The following is a 20,423-nucleotide window of genomic DNA, read 5'->3' as shown; positions in this document are numbered from 1 at the left end:
GCCCCGCTCGCCGATCAGGCAGGCGGGGCTTTGTGGTGTCGGGTGTACGGGAGATTCCATGCTTGCTGACGTGATGGACCTTGTGATCTGCCCGCTGTGCGGGTCCGATCTCGACTTCGGCGACGAGGACAAGTCGCTGCTGTGCGACCGTGGGCACACGTTCGACGTCGCTCGCCAGGGATATGTCAGCCTGCAGTCCGGCGGGGCAGGAAAGATCACCGGCGATTCCGCCGAGATGATCGCTGCACGGGCGGATTTCCTCGACGCCGGCCATTTCGACCCGATCGCGTCTGCGGTCACCGAGGCAGTCGGGTCGGTCGGAACGGTGGTGGAAGTGGGCGCGGGGACCGGGCACTATCTCGCTGCGGTTCTCGACGCCAACGACGGCTCCCGCGGGATCGGAGTCGATGTCTCGAAAGCCGCGGCACGACGGGTTGCTCGTGCGCATCCGCGACTCGGGTCGATCGTCGCCGACGTGTGGCAGGGCCTGCCGGTGCGGGAGAATTCGATCGACGCCGTCACCTGTGTGTTCTCGCCGCGCAACGCCACCGAACTACGACGCGTCCTCGTCCCCGGGGGCTCGCTCGTCGTCGTCACGCCCACGACGCGGCATCAACGCGAGTTGTCGACGGCAGTCGGCCTCATCGCCGTCGACGAGGACAAGGCGCGCAGGCTCGGGGATTCGCTGGCGGGCAGATTCGAACAGGTGGATCGTCGTGCCGTGGAGTACGTGCTGCAGCTGGATCACGCTGCCGTGGATGCGTTCGTGGCGATGGGGCCTTCGGCCCGCCACACCACCGAAGCGGCGAGGCGGGCGTCGATCGCGGAGATGCCGGAACCTGTCGATGTGACGGTGTCCGTGACAGTGGGGGTCTACCGGGCTCTCTAACCGCGTCTGGCCAGTGCAGCGTTGTAGACGTCGACCGTCTGCTGCGCGATGGCCGCCCACGAGAATTCGGCGACGGCACGCTCGCGGCCCGCCTTGCCCATCGCGGTCGCGGTCGTGGGGTCGAGTGCGACCTCATTCACCGTTGCCGCGAGAGATCGTTCGAAGACCTCGGGTTCGTACGAGTTGTAGTGCACGAGTCGTCCGGTGACACCGTCGTTCACGACCTCGGGAATGCCGCCGACGTCGGACGCGACGACAGCGGTTTCGGTGGCCATGGCCTCGAGGTTCACGATGCCGAGCGGCTCGTATACCGACGGACACACGAAAACTGTTGCCGCCGACAGTATTTCGCGAATTTTCTCGGTCGGCAGCATGTCGCGGACCCAGAAGACGCCCTCCCGGCTCTCCTGAAGTCTTTCGACGGCTCGCTCGGTTTCCGCTGCGATCTCGGGTGTGTCGGGCGCGCCCGCGCACAGTACGAGTTGGATCGAGGGGTCGAAGTGATGCGCCGCGGCGACGAGATGCCCGACGCCCTTCTGCCGCGTGATGCGCCCGACGAACGCGACGATGGGCTTGCTCGTGTCGACGCCGATGGCCGCCAGTGCGGAGTCCTCGGCGTCGGCGGCCGGGCCGGGGTGCCAGTTCTCGGTGTCGATTCCGTTGCGCACCACGTGAACTCGGCTGGGATCGAGGCGGGGATACGCGTCGAGCACGTCTTTCGCCATGCCCTCGCTGACGGCGATGACCGCGTCCGCGTATTCGACGGCGTTCTTCTCCGACCAGGACGAGATGCGGTAGCCGCCGCCGAGCTGTTCGGCCTTCCACGGTCGTCGCGGTTCCAACGAATGTGCCGTCAAAATGTGCGGCACTCCGTACAATTCGGCCGCCAGGTGCCCGGCGAGGCCGGTGTACCAGGTGTGCGAATGCACGACGTCGGCGTCCGCAGCGGCGTTGGCCATACGCAGCTCGGCCGACAATGTCGTCAACGCGGCATTGGCGCCTCGGAGGGCCGGATCGGGATCGTGCACCTGCGCGGTGTCGCGAGGCGCGCCCATGCAGTGGATGTCCACCTCGCACAGGGCTTTCAACTGTGCCGACAGCTCGGTCACATGGACACCAGCTCCGCCGTAGACCTCAGGCGGAAATTCCCTCGTCATCATTGCCACGCGCACACTCTGTAACCTACATTCCTTCGACGAAACGCGTGTACTGCTAGCAAGGTTCATCTGGTGCGGATAGGTTGGCCATGTGAGGACACAACCGCACGTACTAGGGATCGTGCTTGCAGGCGGTGAGGGTAAGCGTCTTTATCCGATGACCGCCGATCGAGCCAAGCCGGCCGTCCCGTTCGGCGGCGCATATCGACTGATCGACTTCGTTCTGAGCAATCTCGTCAACGCCGGTTACCTCCGGCTCTGCGTGCTGACCCAGTACAAGTCTCACTCGCTGGACCGGCACATCTCGCAGACCTGGCGCCTGTCCGGGTTCGCGGGGGAGTACATCACTCCGGTGCCAGCCCAGCAGCGACTCGGTCCGCGCTGGTACACGGGAAGCGCCGACGCGATCTTCCAGTCACTGAATCTCGTCTACGACGAAGACCCCGAATACATCGTGGTGTTCGGCGCCGACCACGTCTACCGCATGGATCCGGAACAGATGGTGCAACAGCACATCGAGTCCGGTGCAGGTGTGACTGTAGCGGGCATCAGGGTGCCGCGCAGCGAGGCCTTCGCGTTCGGATGTATCGACAGTGACGCGAACGGCAAGATCACCCAGTTCCTGGAGAAGCCGGCGCATCCACCCGGCACCCCGGACGATCCGAACATGACGTTCGCGTCGATGGGCAACTATGTCTTCACGACAAAGGTCCTCGTCGACGCCATCAAGGCCGACTCGGAGAACTCCGATTCCGACCACGACATGGGCGGCGACATCATCCCCGCGCTCGTCGAAGCCGGAGTCGCGTCCGTGTACGACTTCAACGACAACGTCGTCCCCGGTGCCACCGAACGTGACCGTGGGTACTGGCGTGATGTCGGAACCATCGACGCGTTCTACGACGCGCACATGGATCTGGTGTCCGTGCACCCGATCTTCAACCTGTACAACCGCCGCTGGCCCATCCGCGGTGCTGCCGAGAATCTGCCTCCTGCCAAGTTCGTACAGGGTGGACTCGCTCAGGAATCCGTCGTCGGCGCAGGATGCATCCTGTCCGCCGCGACCGTCCGCAACTCCGTGTTGTCGTCGAACGTCATGATCGACAGCGGGGCGACCGTCGAAGGCAGTGTGCTGATGCCGGGCGTCAAGATCGGCAAGGGCGCCGTCGTGCGTCGGGCGATTCTGGACAAGAACGTCGTCGTCGGCGACGGCGAGATCATCGGCGTCGACATCGAACGCGACAAGGAACGATTCAACGTCTCAGCGGGAGGCGTCGTGTCCGTCGGTAAGGGCGTCTGGATCTAGGCGCCTTCGGCGCACGTGCACGAAAATACATAGTGCCTTCGGGTCGTTCCGCAGGCTCCACTCCTGCCGCTATGTATTTTCGTGCACGTGCGCGGAGCGCCTCACGAGCGCGACGCGCAGATCAGGCCGTCACCGAGGGGGAGCAGCACCGTCGTGAGTCGCTCGTCCTCGGCGATGGCTCGCGCCGCGGCCCGCACGGCCACGGTCGTCGCGTCGCGCTGGGCGCCGTCGGGCACCCGCCCCGAGAGAAGTGCGTTGTGCAGCACGAGAACTCCGCCGGGCCGTAGCAGTCGAACGCTCTCCTGCACGAAATGAAGATGGTCGACGGGACTGGCGTCGATGAAGACGACGTCGTATGCGTCGTCGGCGAGCCGCGGAAGCACGTCGAGAGCCCATCCGTTGATCAAGCGCGTCCGTGACGGCGCGATGCCGCCCGCGCGGAAGGCCTCCCTGGCTGCGCGCTGATGCTCGGGCTCGGTGTCGATGGTCGTCAGGACGCCGTCTTCACGCATGCCGTCGAGCAGCCAGAGGCCGGAGATCCCGGCGCCCGTACCGATCTCGACGACGGTCTTCGCACCCAGCATCTGGGTGAAGATGCTCAGGATCGCTCCGACGGACGGTGCCACCGGCGCGGCGCCCAACTCCTCGGCCTTTTCCCGAGCCGCGACGAGCACCTCGTCCTCCTGAACGGAATCCTCGGCATAGGCAAGAAGCTTCTCGGCGTTTGTCGGCACGGATCGAGGTTATCCCGACATATGTGGCATCGCCGGGAAGACACTGCTCCGGAGGTTTCTCAGCGGCGCCTCAGGTTATTCACACGACTCCCACACGCGCGTGGGAGAAGCTACTCGTGATCGCTTGATCGAGAAGACCGACAACGGGAACAAATGTGACGACGCCGAGGGTTGTACGCGGCAGGACCACAGCTCCCCGGAGTGGTCCTGAGCAGGAGGATCCGACCATCTACAAGATCAACGGAGACCGAGACACGACTCGGTTGCCCGACACCACCGAAGACGTCGGTGGAACAGCTGCGTTCGATGCCACCGGCGAGGAATCCTCGATGCCGTCGTGGGACGAGTTGGTGCGTGAACACGGCGACCGGGTCTACCGCCTGGCGTACCGGCTGTCCGGTAACGCCCAGGACGCCGAGGATCTGACGCAGGACACCTTCATCCGAGTCTTCCGATCGCTGTCGAACTACCAGCCCGGCACCTTCGAGGGATGGCTTCACCGGATCACGACCAACCTGTTCCTGGACATGGTGCGTCGTCGCAACCGCATCCGTATGGAAGCGCTGCCCGAGGACTACGACCGCGTGCCGTCGGACGTTCCCAATCCCGAGCAGATCTACCACGACGCTCGTCTCGACCCCGACCTGCAGTCTGCGCTCGACTCGCTTGCGCCCGAGTTCCGTGCCGCTATCGTGCTGTGTGACATCGAAGGACTGTCGTACGAAGAGATCGGTGCAACACTGGGAGTGAAGCTCGGAACGGTCCGAAGCCGGATCCACCGAGGACGTGCGGCACTACGCGAGTACCTTCGAGTGAACGGGAAGGCCGACTCGGCTCACGCCAGTGCCCAGTAGCTATCAGGAGGGTTGGATGACGCAGGCCCGCAAGCCACGGCGGTTCAGCTCCACCGAGCATCTGGCCAGCGAGGCAGTCGCAGCCTTCGTCGACGGCGAACTGCGGATGAGCGCGTACCTCCGCGCCGCGCACCACATCACCGAGTGCGAGGAATGCGCCGCCGAGGTGGACGCGCAGCAACAGGCCCGCAATGCGCTGAAGGGCTCGGGGGACATGTCGATGCCGCACTCGCTGCTGGGATTGCTCAGTCAGATTCCGATGTGCGAGCCGACCGAGGCCAAGGACGCGATCGAGCGCCGCAAGCGCGCAATCGTCACGTCGGTTGTCTCCATTCGCCGCCGTCGTCGGTAGCCTGGACGACCGTGACCGATTCGAGCACGCACACGGACCCCGAGGCGCCCCGGCTCCCACCACGGCCTGTACATCGGCCCGAGGTCGATGGTGCATCCGCTGCCGCGTTCGGACGCCCTCGCGACGTGAGCGGGTCGTTCATGCCGCTGGCGCGCCGCGCCGAACCGTCGCCCCACATGTCGGTGCGTACCCCCGACCCGGTTCTCGCCGAGGCGTTCGGACGTCCCGACGACGCGACGTCGTCGTTGCAGCGTGACCCGAGTGCGTCGACGGCCGTCGTGGAACCCGATCCCGAACCCGAGGATCCGTGGCGTGACCCGCATTCCGCCGTCCGGCTCGGCGCCGCAGGCGAGGCGACCCCGAAACCCGTCGAGGTGCAGGCCGGTCCGAAACTCGGTGTGCGCGAGGTGTTGCTCGGCGAACGCGTCGCCCCCAAAGCTCTTGTCGTGCTCGGTCTCGTCGCGCTGGGAATCGGTCTGGTCGGCGGCCTGATCGGCCGTGAGACCGCCGAGGTCACGGGTGCGCTGACGAGCCAGAAAGTCGAACTCACACAGTCGACGGGCGAGGACCTCCCGCAGGGGCAGGTCGCCAAGGTCGCCGACGCGGTGCTTCCCGCCGTCGTGTCCATTCAGGTCACGCTCGGCGACAACGCGGGCACCGGATCCGGCGTCGTCATCGACGGCGCGGGGTACATCGTCACCAACAATCACGTCATTTCGATGGCCGCCACCAACCCGGGCAGTGCGACGCTGCAGGTCACCTTCTCCGACGGCACCAAGGTCCCGGCCCAGATCGTCGGACGCGACACCAAGACCGATCTCGCGGTGCTGAAGACGGACGTCGGCAACCTGACCGTCGCGGAACTCGGAAATTCGGCCGACGTGCAGGTGGGGGAGGACGTCGTCGCCGTCGGCTCGCCGTTGGGCCTGAACAAGACCGTCACGCGCGGCATCGTCAGTGCGCTCGATCGTCCGGTCCGGCTGTCCGGCGAGGGCACCGACACCGACGCGGTCATCGACGCCGTCCAGACCGACGCCGCGATCAATCCCGGTAACTCGGGCGGACCGCTGATCGACGCCGAAGGCCGTGTCATCGGCATCAACTCGGCGATCCGTAGCGAAAGCGGTGGCTCGGTTGGGCTCGGATTCGCCATCCCGATCGACGACGTCACCGAGGTCGCGCAATCGCTCATCAGAACGGGCGAGATGAAGCATCCGGACATCGGCGTCAATGCACGCTCGGTCATCAACGACGCCACGTCCGGCGCCGAAGTGGCCAACGTGCGGTCCGGTGGACCTGCGCAGCAGGCGGGCATCGTCGAGGGCGACGTCATCACCAAGGTCGGTGATCGGAACGTCACCAGCGCCGACGAATTGGTCGTCGCCGTGCAGTCGACGGAGATCGGGCAGTCGACGCCGGTGCAGCTGATCCGGTCGGGTCGCCTGGTCGACGTCACCGTCACGCCGATTTCGGACTGAACAAGTAAGCTGGGCGCGTGTTCGGCAACATCGGCTGGGGAGAACTCGTCATTCTCCTGGTAGCAGCACTCGTCATCCTCGGTCCCGACAGGCTGCCCGGTGCCATCAGCTGGGTCACCAAGTCCCTCCGCCAGGTGAAGGACTACGCCAACGGCGCAAGCCAGCAGCTCAAGGACGAGCTGGGCACGGACTTCGAAGACCTGCGCAAGCCGCTGGCCGACCTCAACCAGCTTCGTGGGATGACCCCGCGTGCCGTCATCACCAAGCATCTGCTCGACGGGGACGACTCCATCTTCACCGGCAACTTCGACTCGAAGAAGCCGAACGGCAGCTCGAACGGTGCCCCGAACACGCCGTCGCTCGAGAAGAAGCTTCCGCCCGGCCAGACGCCGCCGATCGACGCGGACGCCACGTAGGCATTTTCACCGCTTGAATGGTTCATTCATGCTGGTAGATCGTATGAATGAACCATTCAAGCGATCGAGTTCACAGCACCTTGTTCAAGAAATCCTGAGTCCGTGAGTGTTGCGGGCTGCCGAAGATCTGCTCGGGTGTTCCTTCTTCGACGATGACGCCGTCGGCCATGAAGATGACGCGGTCGGACACCTCGCGGGCGAAGCCCATCTCGTGCGTCACGACGACCATCGTCATGCCGCCCTTCGCGAGATCGCGCAGCACCTGCAGCACCTCGCCGACCATCTCGGGGTCCAATGCGGATGTCGCCTCGTCGAACAGCATGATCGACGGGCTCATCGCCAGTGCACGCGCGATCGCGACGCGCTGCTTCTGTCCACCCGACAAGCTCGCAGGCCGGTAGTGCGCGCGCTCGGAAAGGCCGACCTGTTCGAGCAGCTTCAGTGCGGTCTCCTTGGCCTCCGCCTTGGACTGACGCTTCGTCTCGACGGGCGCGAGCATGACGTTCTCGAGCGCTGTCATGTGCGGAAAGAGATTGAAGTGCTGGAACACCATGCCGATGTGCTGGCGGACCTTGTCGAGGTCGACCTTCTTGTCGGTGAGGTCGTAGCCGTCGACGACGACCGTTCCCGACGTGATGTCCTCGAGCTTGTTGAGGCAGCGCAGGAACGTGCTCTTGCCCGAGCCCGACGGTCCGATCACGCAGACGACTTCACCGGCGGTCACGTCGGTGTCGATGCCTTTGAGTACTTCGTTGTCGCCGAACGCCTTGTGAAGATCCTTGACGGCGATCTTGACGCCGGCCCCTGAGTCGACCGTCATTTGTTGATCCTCTTCTCGATGCGATTGCTCAGCTTGGTGAGAGCCATGATGATGATGAAGTACATGACGCCGATGATCAGCCACATGTTGAACGACTGGAAGTTGCGGGCGATGATGATGCGTCCGGTTTGCGTCAGCTCGGCGAGGCCGATGACGGACAGGATCGACGTGTCCTTCAGTGTGATGACGAACTGATTGATGTACGACGGAATCATCGTGCGAACCGCCTGTGGCATCACGACTTTCCGCATCGACTTCAGGTAGCTGATGCCGAGACTGCGCGATGCTTCCATCTGGCCCTTGTCGACGGACAGGATGCCCCCGCGCACGATCTCTGCCATGTACGCGCCCGCGTTGAGCGAGAGAGTGATGACACCTGCGGTGAACGCGGACATCTGGAAGTCCAGCGCGGCAGGGATACCGAAGTAGATGAAGAACGCCTGCACCAGAAGCGGAGTGCCGCGGAAGACGTCGACGTACGTGGTGCCGATGCCGCGCAACACGATGTTCGTCGACACGCGGAACAGACCGAAGATCGCACCGAGAACCAGAGCGATGGCGATGGAGATGACGGTGAGCAGAACCGTCAGCCACAGGCCTTCGAGCAGCAGTTTCCATGTGCTCTTGATCAAGCCGATGATGGAGTTGTCGTCGGTGCTGGCGTCGGAGTTCAAGTAGGTGTCGAGAATCTCGTCGTACTGGCCACTCGCCTTCAGGTTGGCGAGACCGGCGTTGAACTCCTGCAGCAGTTCCTGGTTCTGGCCCTTGGCGACCGCGAATCCGTAACTGGCGCCGGGCTCCTTCTCGGTCACGGTCTTGAAGCCGTTGCCCTGCTTGATGCCGTAGGCGAGAACGGGGTAGTCCTCGAACACAGCGGCCGAGTTACCGGTGCGGACCTCGTCGAACATCGACGACGAATCGGCGAAATACCGTGTCGTGAAACCGTACTGGTCCTTGATGGACTCGGCGAACGTCGCGCCTTCGGTACCGTTCTTGACGGCGACGGTCTTGCCACGCAGGTCCTCGTAACTCGTCACCGAGTCGTCGCTGTCGAGAACGCCCATCTGGACACCGGATTCGAAGTACGGGTCCGAGAAGTCGAACGTCGCCTTGCGTGCGTCCGTGATGGACATGCCTGCGATCATTCCGTTGAACTGTCCACCGGTGACGCCTTGCAAGGCTGCGTCGAAACCGACGGCGTTGACGTCGTAGGAGAAGCCCTGATCCTCGGAGATGGCAGCCAACAGGTCCATGTCGATGCCGACGAGGTTGCCGCTCTCGTCCTGGAACTCGAACGGTGCGAACGTGACGTCGGTCGCGATCAGATAGTTCTGGCCCGGTGGGGGAGCCGGTTGAGCAGATGCCATCGAGGGAGCGAGCACCGATCCCAGCAGGAGTGAGAACAGGACGAAGGCCGTGGCGACGACGCCACGGCCTCTCGTGTGCGGGATTTTCATGAGTGCCACTCTTCATCCAAGAGCGGCTCTCAGGCAAGTCTCAGGTTGTCGGGCGAGTCACAGATGCCGCGTCGTGTCGATGCCCAAGGACATTCCGACCAGGCCCCGCTCTCGGACTGCGAGCTTCTTGGCGACCGATTCCAAGGCCTGCGCCGCAGGCGTCTCCGGTGCTGCGAGAACGATGGGAGTTCCCGCGTCACCTCCCTCTCGCACTGCCGTGTCGAGTGGAATCTGGCCCAGCAGAGGCACTTTGGCGCCGACGGCCTTGGTCAGTCGATCCGAGACGTCCTGTCCGCCGCCGGTTCCGAAGATGTCCATGCGTGTGCCGTCGGGCAATTCGAGCCACGACATGTTCTCGACGACGCCCGCGATCCTCTGACGGGTCTGCAGCGCAATGGCTCCCGCGCGTTCGGCGACCTCGGCGGCAGCCTGCTGCGGCGTCGTGACGACGAGAATCTCGGCGCCGGGGATGAGCTGCGCGACGGAGATCGCGATATCGCCCGTACCGGGCGGCAGATCGAGGAGCAACACGTCGAGATCGCCCCAGAAGACGTCGGCGAGGAACTGCTGCAGCGCGCGGTGCAACATCGGTCCGCGCCAGACGACGGGGGTGTTGCCCGAGGTGAACTGCGCGATCGAGATGAACTTCACGTCGTGTGCCTGCGGCGGCATGATCATCTTCTCGACCTGCGTCGGCTTCGCGTCGTTGCCGAGCATGCGAGGCACCGAGTGGCCGTAGATGTCGGCGTCGAGCACTCCGACCGACAGCCCCCGTTTCGCAAGCGACGCAGCGAGATTCACGGTGACCGAGGACTTGCCGACGCCACCCTTGCCCGACGCGACCGCGTACACCCGCGTCAGCGAGCCCGGCTGCGCGAACGGGATCACCGGTTCCGCCGAATCGCCACGCAGAGATCTGCGGAGCTCGGTGCGCTGTTCGTCGTTCATGACGTCGAGCTCGACGCTGATGGTGCCGACTCCGGCGACGTCCGCGACGGCCTTGGTGACGCGGTCGCTGATCTCGGTCTTCATCGGGCAGCCTGCGGTGGTGAGATAGATGCCTACCTCGACGGCACCTCCGTCACCGATCGTGATGCCCTTGACCATTCCGAGGTCGGTGATCGGTTTGCGAATTTCCGGATCGATGACTTTCGCGAGCGCGCCTCGAACGTCGGATTCCGTCAGTACTGCCATCAGGCCATGTTAATGAATGCGTGGCAACTGATCCGACGTGGGGACGATTCCGGTGGAGTATCCCGTCGACCATGCGAGCACGTTGGCGACGTAGGCCATCGAGTTGTTGTAGCGCAGGATCGCCTTGGTGGTCTGTCCCAGATCGCGCAGGTTCAGGTCGCCGTCGCACAGGTACTTGCCGGTGGCCAGGGCCGCGTCGTACAGGTTCTGTGGATCGGAGATGCCGTCGCCGTTGCCGTCGGCGTGGTAGCGGTTCCATGTTTCGGGCAGGAACTGCATGGGGCCGACTGCGCGGTCGTAGTGCGGGTCTCCGTCGAGGGCGCCGCCGTCGGTGTCCGCGATGACGTTGTTACCGGACAGTGATCCGTCGAGTCGCGGTCCGAGGATCGGCTCGAGCAGCTCGCCGAGTTCGTCGGCCTTGCCGTTGTTGGCGTGCGTGGATTCGACGCGACCGATTCCGGCGATGATCGTCCAGCTGATGCCGCATCCCGGCTGTTCCTTCGCGAGAATCGCTTCGGCGTTCTTGTATGCCGAGACGTTGACCGTCGGGATCGCGATCGGGCTCGATGCGAGGTTGGTCGGCAACTCGGGTGTCGGAGCGACAGCGGGTGCAGGCTCTGGAACAGGCGCTTCCTGGGCGACGGGTTGCTCCGCCTGGGCGACAGGCTGTGCGTCGGTTTCCTCTGCGATCGGCTGAGGCGTCTCGGCGACCGGCTCGGCTGACTCGACGGACGACGACGTCATGAACGGAATGTGTTCCGTGGCTCCTGCCGACGTTGCGGCGGTGACGAGCCCGGCGGGGACCAGTCCTGTCAGAGCAATCACCGAATTCCGGCGAGCTTTGGAATTCGATGCTTTTCTGTGACGTCCCACGCCTCGCTACCTCCAAATTGCCCAAAATTCTGGGCCTCCGTACCTGAACCGGAGTCGAGGCTACATGATTCGAGACGTTTCCGTTACCTTGCCGTTATCAACGCACAGGCGGTGGACAGAAGATCACACAGGGCAAGGGTGGCAGAGGCGGCAACACCAGAATGGCCATGGGAGGTGGCGTCGGCGTGTCGGGTGGCGGCGCGGCCCGTGTCTCGGGCGTGGGCGTCGGGACTTCGTCGACGACGGGTGCCACGACATCCGTCGGCACTCCCGTCACCGAGTCACCGCCCAGTCGATACGCCTGGGACCACGCGAGCACGTCCGTGACGTAGACGGGGGAGTTGTTGTAGCGCAGCAGCGCCGCGGTCTCGTCGGCCGGATCGGACAGGTCCAGGCCGCCGGAACACAGGTAACGGCCTGCCGCGAGGGTGGCGTCGTGGATGTTGTTGGGGTCGGAGATCTCGTCGTCGTTACCGTCGGATGCGTACCGAGCCCACGTGGAGGGAATGAACTGCATCGGCCCGACGGCTCGGTCGTGTTCGGTGTCGCCGTCCAGGGTTCCTCGGTCCGTGTCGAGGATCACGCTGTGGCCCGCCCGGCGGCCGTCCAGAACGGGTCCGAGGATGCGGGTGACGGTTGTGCCGTCGTCGTCGATCTGTCCGTTGTGCGCATGCCCGGACTCGACCTGCCCGATGCCGGCGAGAAGCTGCCACGGCAGATGGCACGACGGGGATTCCGACGCCATCGCAGCTTCCGTGTCCCGGTACGCGGCGGCGATCGCGTCGGGAATGCCGATGGCGTCGAGAGTCGGCGCCCGCACCGCGACGGTGCGGGGCTGCTCGGGAGGAGGCTCGGGTTCCTCGGGCTCCGGCGCGCTCAGGGACTGTTCCGGCCGGGGAGCGGGCGCGGCCAGGCCGGGCACCGTTTCAGACGGCGGAAGAGGTGCCGGAGCGACGACCGGAACAGGCGGTTCGACGACGGACATGGATGCCGATGCGGCGGCTCCGGCGATTCCGCCGACGACGATTGCGCACACGACGGGAGCGCTCGATCGCCTGCGAATTCTCCCCCGGGTCCGCATTCTGACACACGTTACAGTTCGGGATGCTCTCCCAGGATGGATTCGGCGGATTGATTCTGCCGTCCCGACTTCTTCCGTGACTTCTTCGACGACGGCGGCTGGTCGGTCATCTGTTCCAGCATCTCGCGAATCTCGTCGAGCTCGCGGCGCAGGTAGTCACGAGTGGCGACCTCACCGACGGCCAGACGCAGCGACGCCAGCTCACGCGCGAGGAATTCGGTGTCCGCTTTCGTCTGTTGAGCGCGCGCTCGGTCCTCTTCGAGCGACACTCGGTCGCGGTCGTCCTGACGGTTCTGCGCGAGCAGGATCAGCGGCGCAGCGTAGGCCGCCTGCGTCGAGAACGCGAGATTGAGCAGGATGAAGGGATACGGGTCCCACTGCAGTCGGACTGCAGCGACGTTGAGGAAGATCCAGACCACGACGATGATCGTCTGAATCGCCAGATAGCGGCCGGTGCCGAGGAAACGTGCAGCACGTTCTCCTGAACTGCCGAGGTCGACGTCGAGGTGCCAGTTGAAGAAGCGTGACCCCTGAGGGGTGTCCATCCGGGCGCGGGCGGATTCCTTCACTGTCCTGCTACCTCCTGATCTCGCCAGTCCTCGGGGAGGAGGTGATCGAGCACGTCGTCGACGGTGACCGCGCCGACCAGATGATCCTCGTCGTCCACGACGGGACCACAGACGAGGTTGTACGTCGCGAAATATCGCGTGACGGCCGTGAGGCTGTCCTCGGGCGACAACCTCGGCAGCGCCTTGTCGATGACACCGCCGACCAGACTGGCAGGCGGCTCGCGCAGCAACTGCTGCAGGTGGACGCAGCCCAGATACGCACCCGTCGGAGTCGCCGTCGGCGGACGCACGACGAACACGAGCGACGACAGGGCAGGCGTCAGGTCCGGGTTGCGCACCCGAGCCAGGGCCTCGGCGACCGTCGTCGACGCGGACAGTACGACCGGCTCGGTCGTCATCAAGCCACCGGCGGTGTCGGGGGAGTGCTCGAGCAGACGACGCACCGGCGCGGAATCCTCGGGATCCATCAAGCGCAGCAGCGACTCGGCCTCGGGCTCGGGCAGCTCACCGAGAAGGTCGGCGGCGTCGTCGGGATCCATGGCCTCGAGCACGTCGGCGCCGCGCTCACTACCGAGGTAGTGCATCATCTCGACCTGGTCGTCGTCGGGAAGCTCCTGCACGACGTCGGCGAGACGTTCGTCGTCCAGCGCGAGAGCCACCTCCATGCGTCGCTTCACCGGTAGCTCACGCATCGCGTTCGCGACGTCGGCGGCCCGAAGGTCCTCGAACTGCATCAACAACTGTGCGACGCCTTGGCCCGGCAGCGACAGTGCGTTCTGCGTCAGCCCCTGCACGTGCTGCCAGTCGACGACGTGCATCGCACCACGACGAGCAAGGCGCCCCCGGAGGCGTCGGACGGCGACGCGGGCGACGAGCCAGTCACGCGTTCGGGTCAGTTCGATACCGAGGTCGACGACGACGGAATCGGTGTCGTGCAGTTCCTCGAGTTCGGGATCGTCGACGCGCACCTTCGAATCGAGAATCTGCGCGAACACCAGAATCTCGTTCGCGCGCTGCGAGAATCGACGAAGACTGACGTTGCCGGTGGTGAGCTGCACCGAGTTGGGCTCGATGCTCGTCACTCGCAGCATGGGCACGAAAATTCTTCGGCGCGTGGCGAGTTCGACGACCAAGCCGAGCACACGCGGTTGCGCGCGCCCGACCCTCATCGTGACCACGAGATCGCGGACCCGGCCGATCGATTCACCGTCCGGTCCGAGAACCACCAGACCTGCGAGCCTGGCCGCGAATACCTTGCTCAGTGCTGCCATGATGGCAAGGTTAGAGGCTCGAATGACCATCCGGAGAATCCGTAGGGAGTGCAGCGAAGGTGAGTGCGTTGGAAATCGGTCGTTCTCGTCGTTCGGTTCTCGCCGTTCCCGGCAGTTCCGCGAAGATGATCGAGAAGGCGAAAGGACTCGCCGCCGACGAGATCTTCCTCGATCTGGAGGACGCCGTCGCGCCGATCGCCAAAGCCGAGGCTCGCGGACGCGTCGTCGATGCGTTGAACTCGGGTGGTTGGGGCAACCAGATCAAGGTCGTACGCGTCAACGACTGGACGACGCCGTGGACGTACCTCGACGTCGTCGACGTCGTGTCGGGCGCAGGCGCGAACCTCGATGCGATTCTGTTGCCGAAAGTCGAGACGGCGTCGGATGTTCAGGCGCTCGACCTGCTGCTGACGCAGGTGGAGAAGAACGCGGGTCTCGACGTCGGCGCCATCGGGATCGAGCCGCAGATCGAGAGCGCGAGAAGCCTGCGCAACATCGACGACATCGCGACCGCGAGTCCGCGCGTCCAGACGCTGGTGTTCGGGCCTGCCGACATGATGGCGAGCGTCAACATGCGCACCCTCGTCGTCGGCGAACAGCCCGAGGGGTACGACACGGGCGACGCGTACCACCACATCCTGATGACCATTCTTCTCGCGGCGCGCACGCATGGTCTGCAGGCCATCGACGGCCCGTACCTGCAGATACGGGACCTCGACGCGTTCCGACGCGCGGCCGGGCGCACCGCAGGCCTCGGTTTCGACGGCAAGTGGGTACTGCATCCGACGCAGATCGACGCCGCGAACGAGATCTTCAGCCCGCGCCAGGCGGACTTCGACAAGGCCGAGGAGATTCTCGAGGCCTATGAGTTCCACACGTCCGAAGCCGGCGGCGCACGCGGTGCGGTCATGCTCGGTGACGAGATGATCGACGAAGCCAGCCGCAAGATGGCTCTCGTCGTCTCGGCAAAGGGACGCGCCGCTTCGATGACACGCAGTGATGCCGCGAATCGGACATAACCAGGCACAATAGGGGAATGACGAACCCACTTTCGCAACCCGGCCGCGGTGGCCAAGGGCTTCCGACGCCGCCGTCGGGCTGGCCGATCGGTTCCTATCCGACGTACGCAGAAGCGCAGAAGGCCGTCGACTACTTGTCCGACCAACAGTTCTCGGTGCAGGACGTGACCATCGTCGGCGTCGACCTCATGCAGGTCGAGCGAGTTCTCGGTCGCTTGACGTGGCCCAAAGTCATTGGTGGAGGAGTTGTTTCGGGTGCCTGGCTCGGAGTCTTCCTCGGCCTGGTGTTGGGAATCTTCACCAACGGCAACATTCTGGGCGCACTCGTCATCGGCATCGTCGGCGGCATAATCTTCGGTCTCATTTCGACGGCCATCCCGTACGCCGCAACCAAGGGGCAACGGGATTTCGCATCGAGCATGCAGTTGGTCGCGGGGCGTTACGACGTTCTGTGCGAACCGAAGAGCGCCGAGAAGGCGCGAGACATGCTCGCGAAACTGTCGCTCTGACTTTGGACTGTATTACGGAATAGTCCCAATTTCGCCTCGAGGCCCCTCTATTCGGTTACGTTTCTTTACGTGCAGGGCACTAGATAACGAACTTACTGCACTGGTAGTCGAATATATGGAGGCGAAGTGCCGAGACAGCGTGGTCCGAGGCCCAGAAACGCAACCAGGATAGGCGTGTTGGCAGCGGCCACGCTGATCGTCGGCCCGCTGCTCACGGCGTGTGGATCGTCGGACGGTGGCACTCCGGTGCTGAGTTTCTACACCGCCGCCGACGGCGCCGAACAGTATGCCCAAGCAGCAGAAGCGTGTACCGCGGCGTCGAACGGCCGGTACAAGGTGGAGCAGCGCACGCTCCCCAAGAGCGCCAACGATCAGCGACTTCAGTTGGCACGCAGGCTCGCGGGCAACGACAATTCGCTCGATCTGATGACGCTCGACGTCGTCTGGACCGCCGAGTTCGCCGAAGCAGGGTGGGCGTTGCCGGTTCCGGAGGACCTGTCCGCGGAACTGAAGAGCGGCGCGACCTTGGAAGGCCCACTCGCAACGGCCGAGTGGCAGGACCAGCTGTACGCGGTTCCGCTGAACTCGAATACGCAGCTCCTGTGGTACCGCCCGGATCAGGTTCCCGGCGGCCAACCGCCGCAGACGTGGGATCAGATGATCGACGAAGCCGAAGCCAACGCGGCCCAGGGCAAGCCCGCGTACATCGGCGTGCAGGCCAAGCAGTACGAGGGCCTGATGGTGTGGTTCAACAGTCTTCTCGTCAGCGCAGGCGGCCAGGTCGTCGCCGACGACGGCACGACCGTGACGCTGAACGACACACCCGAGCATCGGGCCGCGACGGAGAAGACGCTCGAGATCATGAAACGCGTCGCGACTGCCGACGGGCACGACCCGTCGATCTCGCAGACCGACGAAGCCACAGCACGTCTGGGCATGGAAGCCGGTAACTCCGCGTTCCAGGTCAACTACCCGTTCGTGCTTCCCGGTCTGAAGGAGAACGCGGCAGCAGGGGCTGTGCCGTTCCTCGACCTGACGAATGTTCCCGCCGACCAGCAGGACGCCAAGGTCGCCGAAGTGTTCCGCAGCGCACCGTATCCCGCGGTGATTCCCGATACGCCCGCGAAGGTCACGATCGGTGGCTTCAACATCGGAGTAGCCAAGACCACGCAGCACGAGGACCTCGCATGGGAGGCCGTCGCGTGCCTCACCAACGAGGAGAACCAGCGCAACAACGCTGTCAACGGCGGTGTTCCACCGGTACTGAAGTCGCTGTACTCCGATCCTGAATTCCAGGCGGTCTACCCGGCGTGGGAGGGCGTGCTCGACTCCATCGAGAACGCCGCGGTGAGGCCGGTTTCGCCTGCGTACCAGAGTATTTCGATCTTGCTCGCCGACGCGCTCAATCCGCCTCAGAACATCGACCCGGTCGCCGACGTCGACAAGCTCGCCGAACTCGTCTCCAAGGCAGTCAATTCCGAAGGGCTGATTCCATGAGCGCACCCACCGCCGAGCGCGAGAGCATCGACAAAGAAGCAGTCCTGAAACAGATGTCCGACGGCAAGAAGGCCGAGCGTCGACTCGGGCTTCTGCTGATCGCACCTGCCGCGATCATGATGCTCGCCGTCACCGGATATCCGATCGTCTACGCGTTCTGGCTCAGCCTGCAGAAGTACAACCTGGCATTCCCCGACGACCGTCAATTCGTCGGCCTGTCCAACTACGTCACGGTCCTGTCCGACGGGTACTGGTGGACGGCGTTCGGCGTCACCGCCGGTATCACGATCGTGTCGGTCATCATCGAGTTCGTACTCGGACTCGCGGTCGCATTGATCATGCACCGCACCATCTTCGGGCGCGGACTGGTCCGAACCGTCGTGTTGATCCCGTACGGCATCGTCACCGTCGCCGCTGCGTACAGCTGGTACTACGCGTGGACGCCCGGCACCGGTTACCTCGCCAATCTGCTTCCCGACGGCAGCGCGCCGCTGACCGAGCAACTGCCGTCGCTCGCGATCGTCGTACTCGCCGAGGTGTGGAAGACGACGCCGTTCATGGCTCTGCTGCTTCTCGCAGGTTTGGCGCTGGTGCCCGACGATCTGCTGAAGGCCGCACAGGTCGACGGTGCCGGAGCATGGACTCGGTTGATACGCATCACAATTCCGTTGATGAAACCGGCGATCCTCGTCGCGGTGCTGTTCCGCACGCTCGACGCCTTCCGCATCTTCGACAACATCTACGTGTTGACCAAGGGCAGCAACGGCACAGGATCGGTCTCGATCCTCGGTTACGACAACCTGTTCGGTGCATTCAATCTCGGACTCGGCTCGGCGATCAGCGTGCTGATCTTCTTCTGCGTCGCCATCATCGCGTTCGTGTTCATCAAGCTGTTCGGTGCTTCGGCTCCGGGCTCGGACGACGGAGGCCGTAAGTAATGACGACCGTAACGCCTCGCAAGAAAGTTGGCTGGACCGTCATCAACGTGCTGGTGCTGCTCTACGCACTGGTGCCGCTCGCGTGGATCATCAGCCTGTCGTTCAAATCGACGGCCACCATCGCCGATGGCAAGTTCATACCGAGCTCCATCACGTTCGACAACTACAAGGGCATCTTCTCGACCAACCAGTTCACGTCGGCGCTGATCAACTCGATCGGCATCGGCCTGATCACCACGGTCATCGCCGTCGTCATCGGCACGATGGCCGCGTACGCCGTTGCGCGACTGGATTTTCCGGGCAAGAAGCTCCTCGTCGGCGCCGCGCTGCTCATCGCGATGTTCCCTCAGATCTCGCTGGTGACACCGTTGTTCGACATCGAACGTGCACTCGGACTGTTCGACACCTGGCCCGGTCTGATCATTCCGTACATCACCTTCGCGCTACCGCTGGCGATCTACACGCTGTCCGCGTTCTTCCGCGAGATCCCGTGGGAGCTGGAGAAGGCCGCGAAGATGGACGGCGCAACGCCCGCACAGGCGTTCCGCAAGGTCATCGCACCGCTCGCCGCGCCAGGCATCGTCACCGCCGCGATCCTCGTGTTCATCTTCGCGTGGAACGACCTGCTGCTCGCCATCTCGTTGACGGCGACGGAACGGTCGATCACGGTGCCCGCCGCGATCTCTCAGTTCACCGGTAGTTCTCAGTTCGAGGAACCGACCGGTTCCATCGCGGCGGCGGCCGTCGTCATCACCATTCCGATCATCATCTTCGTACTCTTCTTCCAACGACGTATCGTGGCGGGCTTGACGTCCGGCGCAGTGAAGGGATAACCGTCATGGCCGAAATCGTTCTCGACAAAGTCACCAAGCTCTACCCCGACGGTGCCGCCGCCGTCAGCGACGTCGACATAACCATCGCCGACGGCGAGTTCATCATCCTCGTCGGGCCGTCGGGTTGCGGAAAGTCCACGACGCTCAACATGATCGCCGGTCTGGAGGACATCTCGTCCGGTGAGCTGCGCATCGCGGGGGAGCGCGTCAACGAGCGTGCACCGAAGGATCGCGACATCGCGATGGTGTTCCAGTCGTACGCGCTGTATCCGCACATGACAGTGCGTCAGAACATCGCGTTTCCGTTGACGCTCGCGAAACTGTCCAAGGACGAGATCAACTCGAAGGTCGAAGAGGCTGCGAAGATCCTCGACCTGAGCCAGCACCTCGACCGCAAGCCGTCGAACCTCTCCGGCGGCCAGCGACAGCGAGTTGCCATGGGACGAGCCATCGTTCGTACGCCGAAGGCGTTCCTGATGGACGAGCCGCTGTCCAACCTGGACGCGAAACTGCGTGTGCAGACGCGCGCCGAGATCTCGCGGCTGCAGAAGCGGCTCGGCACGACGACCGTCTACGTCACGCACGATCAGACCGAGGCCATGACGCTCGGCGACCGTGTCGTGGTGCTGCGTGGTGGGTTGGTGCAGCAGATCGGTTCGCCGCAGGAGCTCTACGACAAGCCGCGAAACCTGTTCGTGGGCGGCTTCATCGGATCGCCGTCGATGAACTTCGTGCCAGGACAGCTGACGGCGCACGGCGTGAAGACCGACCTCGGCGAGTTCGAATTGCCGTCCGACCGTATGGAATCCATCAAGTCGAAGAATCCGGGCAGGGAAGTGGTCATCGGCATTCGTCCCGAGCACTTCGAGGACGCCGCGCTGATCGACTCGTACCAGAAGATGAACGGTACGACGATCACCGCCGACGTCGACGTCCTCGAATCCATGGGCAGCGACAAGTATGCCTACTTCACGTTGAAGGGCAGCAAAGTCGAATCCGCCGAGCTCCAGGAACTCGCAGCCGACGCCGGAATCGCCGATCTCGGTGGCGCACAGGTGGTTGCGCGTCTGGCCGCGGAGTCTCAGGCCGCCGAGGGGCGTCAGGTGGAACTGTGGTTCGACCCCGCGAAGGTATCGGTGTTCGACCAGGCGTCGGGCGCGAATCTGACGATTTAAG

The 20,423-nt window shown here is 64.2% G+C and carries 21 protein-coding genes; 12 read left to right on the top strand and 9 right to left on the bottom strand.

The genetic code is table 11. From position 1 onward, the window contains the following. Positions 1 to 58 precede the first annotated feature (58 nt). A complete protein-coding gene (locus CHB96_RS12540) occupies positions 59 to 889 on the top strand; it encodes a methyltransferase domain-containing protein (RefSeq protein WP_089246558.1) in 831 nt (276 codons plus the stop codon). Here the strand turns inward: CHB96_RS12540 and glgA are convergent. Beyond that, positions 886 to 2,061 (bottom strand): glycogen synthase, encoded by a 1,176-nt coding sequence (gene glgA / locus CHB96_RS12535; protein ID WP_176444266.1) that lies wholly within the window; start codon positions 2,059 to 2,061, stop codon positions 886 to 888. The genes CHB96_RS12540 and glgA overlap by 4 nt on opposite strands. 76 nt (positions 2,062 to 2,137) lie before the next feature. Here glgA and glgC point away from each other — a divergent pair, with 76 nt between their 5' ends. Continuing rightward, a complete protein-coding gene (gene glgC, locus CHB96_RS12530; RefSeq protein WP_089246554.1) occupies positions 2,138 to 3,352 on the top strand; it encodes a glucose-1-phosphate adenylyltransferase in 1,215 nt (404 codons plus the stop codon). Between the two features lie 101 nt (positions 3,353 to 3,453). Here glgC and CHB96_RS12525 read toward each other — a convergent pair whose 3' ends face one another. Then, positions 3,454 to 4,086 (bottom strand): O-methyltransferase, encoded by a 633-nt coding sequence (locus CHB96_RS12525; RefSeq protein WP_089246552.1) that lies wholly within the window; start codon positions 4,084 to 4,086, stop codon positions 3,454 to 3,456. 227 nt (positions 4,087 to 4,313) lie between these two features. Here CHB96_RS12525 and sigE point away from each other — a divergent pair, with 227 nt between their 5' ends. Genes sigE through tatB form a run of 4 tightly spaced genes read left to right on the top strand, consistent with a single transcriptional unit; the run spans position 4,314 to position 7,186 of the window. Beyond that, positions 4,314 to 4,940, top strand: a complete 627-nt coding sequence (gene sigE, locus CHB96_RS12520; protein WP_371829010.1) for an RNA polymerase sigma factor SigE — start codon at positions 4,314 to 4,316, stop codon at positions 4,938 to 4,940. Positions 4,941 to 4,956: 16 nt separating this feature from the next. After that, positions 4,957 to 5,292 carry a hypothetical protein gene (locus tag CHB96_RS12515; RefSeq protein ID WP_245865545.1) on the top strand — a complete coding sequence of 112 codons (336 nt, stop codon included), beginning with the start codon at positions 4,957 to 4,959 and terminating at the stop codon, positions 5,290 to 5,292. 11 nt (positions 5,293 to 5,303) lie between these two features. Beyond that, entirely contained in the window at positions 5,304 to 6,770 is a 1,467-nt protein-coding gene (locus CHB96_RS12510) for a S1C family serine protease (RefSeq protein ID WP_089246548.1), read from the top strand. 17 nt (positions 6,771 to 6,787) lie between these two features. Beyond that, positions 6,788 to 7,186 carry a Sec-independent protein translocase protein TatB gene (gene tatB, locus CHB96_RS12505; protein WP_089246546.1) on the top strand — a complete coding sequence of 133 codons (399 nt, stop codon included), beginning with the start codon at positions 6,788 to 6,790 and terminating at the stop codon, positions 7,184 to 7,186. A 70-nt stretch (positions 7,187 to 7,256) separates the two neighbouring features. Here the strand turns inward: tatB and CHB96_RS12500 are convergent, their stop codons facing one another. From CHB96_RS12500 to CHB96_RS12470, 7 genes are all read right to left on the bottom strand, one after another. Continuing rightward, entirely contained in the window at positions 7,257 to 8,006 is a 750-nt protein-coding gene (locus CHB96_RS12500) for an amino acid ABC transporter ATP-binding protein (protein WP_089246543.1), read from the bottom strand. Continuing rightward, on the bottom strand, positions 8,003 to 9,373 hold the full coding sequence (locus CHB96_RS12495; protein WP_176444277.1) for an amino acid ABC transporter substrate-binding protein/permease: 1,371 nt from the start codon (positions 9,371 to 9,373) through the stop codon (positions 8,003 to 8,005). The genes CHB96_RS12500 and CHB96_RS12495 overlap by 4 nt, the downstream gene beginning before the upstream one ends. Before the next feature lie 147 nt (positions 9,374 to 9,520). Next, positions 9,521 to 10,657, bottom strand: coding sequence for an Mrp/NBP35 family ATP-binding protein (locus CHB96_RS12490; protein ID WP_089246539.1), 1,137 nt, complete (start codon positions 10,655 to 10,657; stop codon positions 9,521 to 9,523). Positions 10,658 to 10,666: 9 nt separating this feature from the next. After that, complete coding sequence (locus tag CHB96_RS12485) at positions 10,667 to 11,530, bottom strand: lytic transglycosylase domain-containing protein (RefSeq protein ID WP_176444265.1); 864 nt, start codon at positions 11,528 to 11,530, stop codon at positions 10,667 to 10,669. A gap of 97 nt (positions 11,531 to 11,627) precedes the next feature. Next, positions 11,628 to 12,611, bottom strand: a complete 984-nt coding sequence (locus tag CHB96_RS12480) for a lytic transglycosylase domain-containing protein (RefSeq protein WP_089246535.1) — start codon at positions 12,609 to 12,611, stop codon at positions 11,628 to 11,630. An 11-nt stretch (positions 12,612 to 12,622) separates the two neighbouring features. Continuing rightward, positions 12,623 to 13,156, bottom strand: coding sequence for a DUF1003 domain-containing protein (locus CHB96_RS12475; RefSeq protein WP_176444276.1), 534 nt, complete (start codon positions 13,154 to 13,156; stop codon positions 12,623 to 12,625). 20 nt (positions 13,157 to 13,176) lie between these two features. Then, positions 13,177 to 14,451 (bottom strand): magnesium transporter MgtE N-terminal domain-containing protein, encoded by a 1,275-nt coding sequence (locus CHB96_RS12470; protein WP_089246531.1) that lies wholly within the window; start codon positions 14,449 to 14,451, stop codon positions 13,177 to 13,179. A gap of 68 nt (positions 14,452 to 14,519) precedes the next feature. Between CHB96_RS12470 and CHB96_RS12465 the strand changes: the two genes are divergently transcribed. From CHB96_RS12465 to CHB96_RS12440, 6 genes are all read left to right on the top strand, one after another. Next, positions 14,520 to 15,470 (top strand): HpcH/HpaI aldolase/citrate lyase family protein, encoded by a 951-nt coding sequence (locus tag CHB96_RS12465; RefSeq protein ID WP_371829009.1) that lies wholly within the window; start codon positions 14,520 to 14,522, stop codon positions 15,468 to 15,470. 17 nt (positions 15,471 to 15,487) lie between these two features. Beyond that, the gene (locus CHB96_RS12460) at positions 15,488 to 15,979 is read left to right on the top strand and encodes a YflT domain-containing protein (protein WP_089246527.1); all 492 of its coding nucleotides are present in this window, start codon (positions 15,488 to 15,490) and stop codon (positions 15,977 to 15,979) included. A 174-nt stretch (positions 15,980 to 16,153) separates the two neighbouring features. After that, entirely contained in the window at positions 16,154 to 17,476 is a 1,323-nt protein-coding gene (locus tag CHB96_RS12455; protein ID WP_089246525.1) for an extracellular solute-binding protein, read from the top strand. Continuing rightward, positions 17,473 to 18,414 carry a carbohydrate ABC transporter permease gene (locus CHB96_RS12450; protein WP_089246523.1) on the top strand — a complete coding sequence of 314 codons (942 nt, stop codon included), beginning with the start codon at positions 17,473 to 17,475 and terminating at the stop codon, positions 18,412 to 18,414. The genes CHB96_RS12455 and CHB96_RS12450 overlap by 4 nt, the downstream gene beginning before the upstream one ends. After that, positions 18,414 to 19,247, top strand: coding sequence for a carbohydrate ABC transporter permease (locus tag CHB96_RS12445; RefSeq protein ID WP_089246521.1), 834 nt, complete (start codon positions 18,414 to 18,416; stop codon positions 19,245 to 19,247). The genes CHB96_RS12450 and CHB96_RS12445 overlap by 1 nt, the downstream gene beginning before the upstream one ends. Positions 19,248 to 19,252: 5 nt before the next feature. Continuing rightward, positions 19,253 to 20,422: an ABC transporter ATP-binding protein gene (locus CHB96_RS12440; RefSeq protein WP_089246519.1), complete on the top strand. Its 1,170-nt coding sequence runs from the start codon at positions 19,253 to 19,255 to the stop codon at positions 20,420 to 20,422. Position 20,423 lies beyond the last annotated feature (1 nt).

It is taken from the genome of Rhodococcoides kyotonense, from assembly GCF_900188125.1.
Lineage (GTDB): Bacteria > Actinomycetota > Actinomycetes > Mycobacteriales > Mycobacteriaceae > Rhodococcoides > Rhodococcoides kyotonense.
This window is presented reverse-complemented; position numbering and strand designations above follow the sequence as displayed.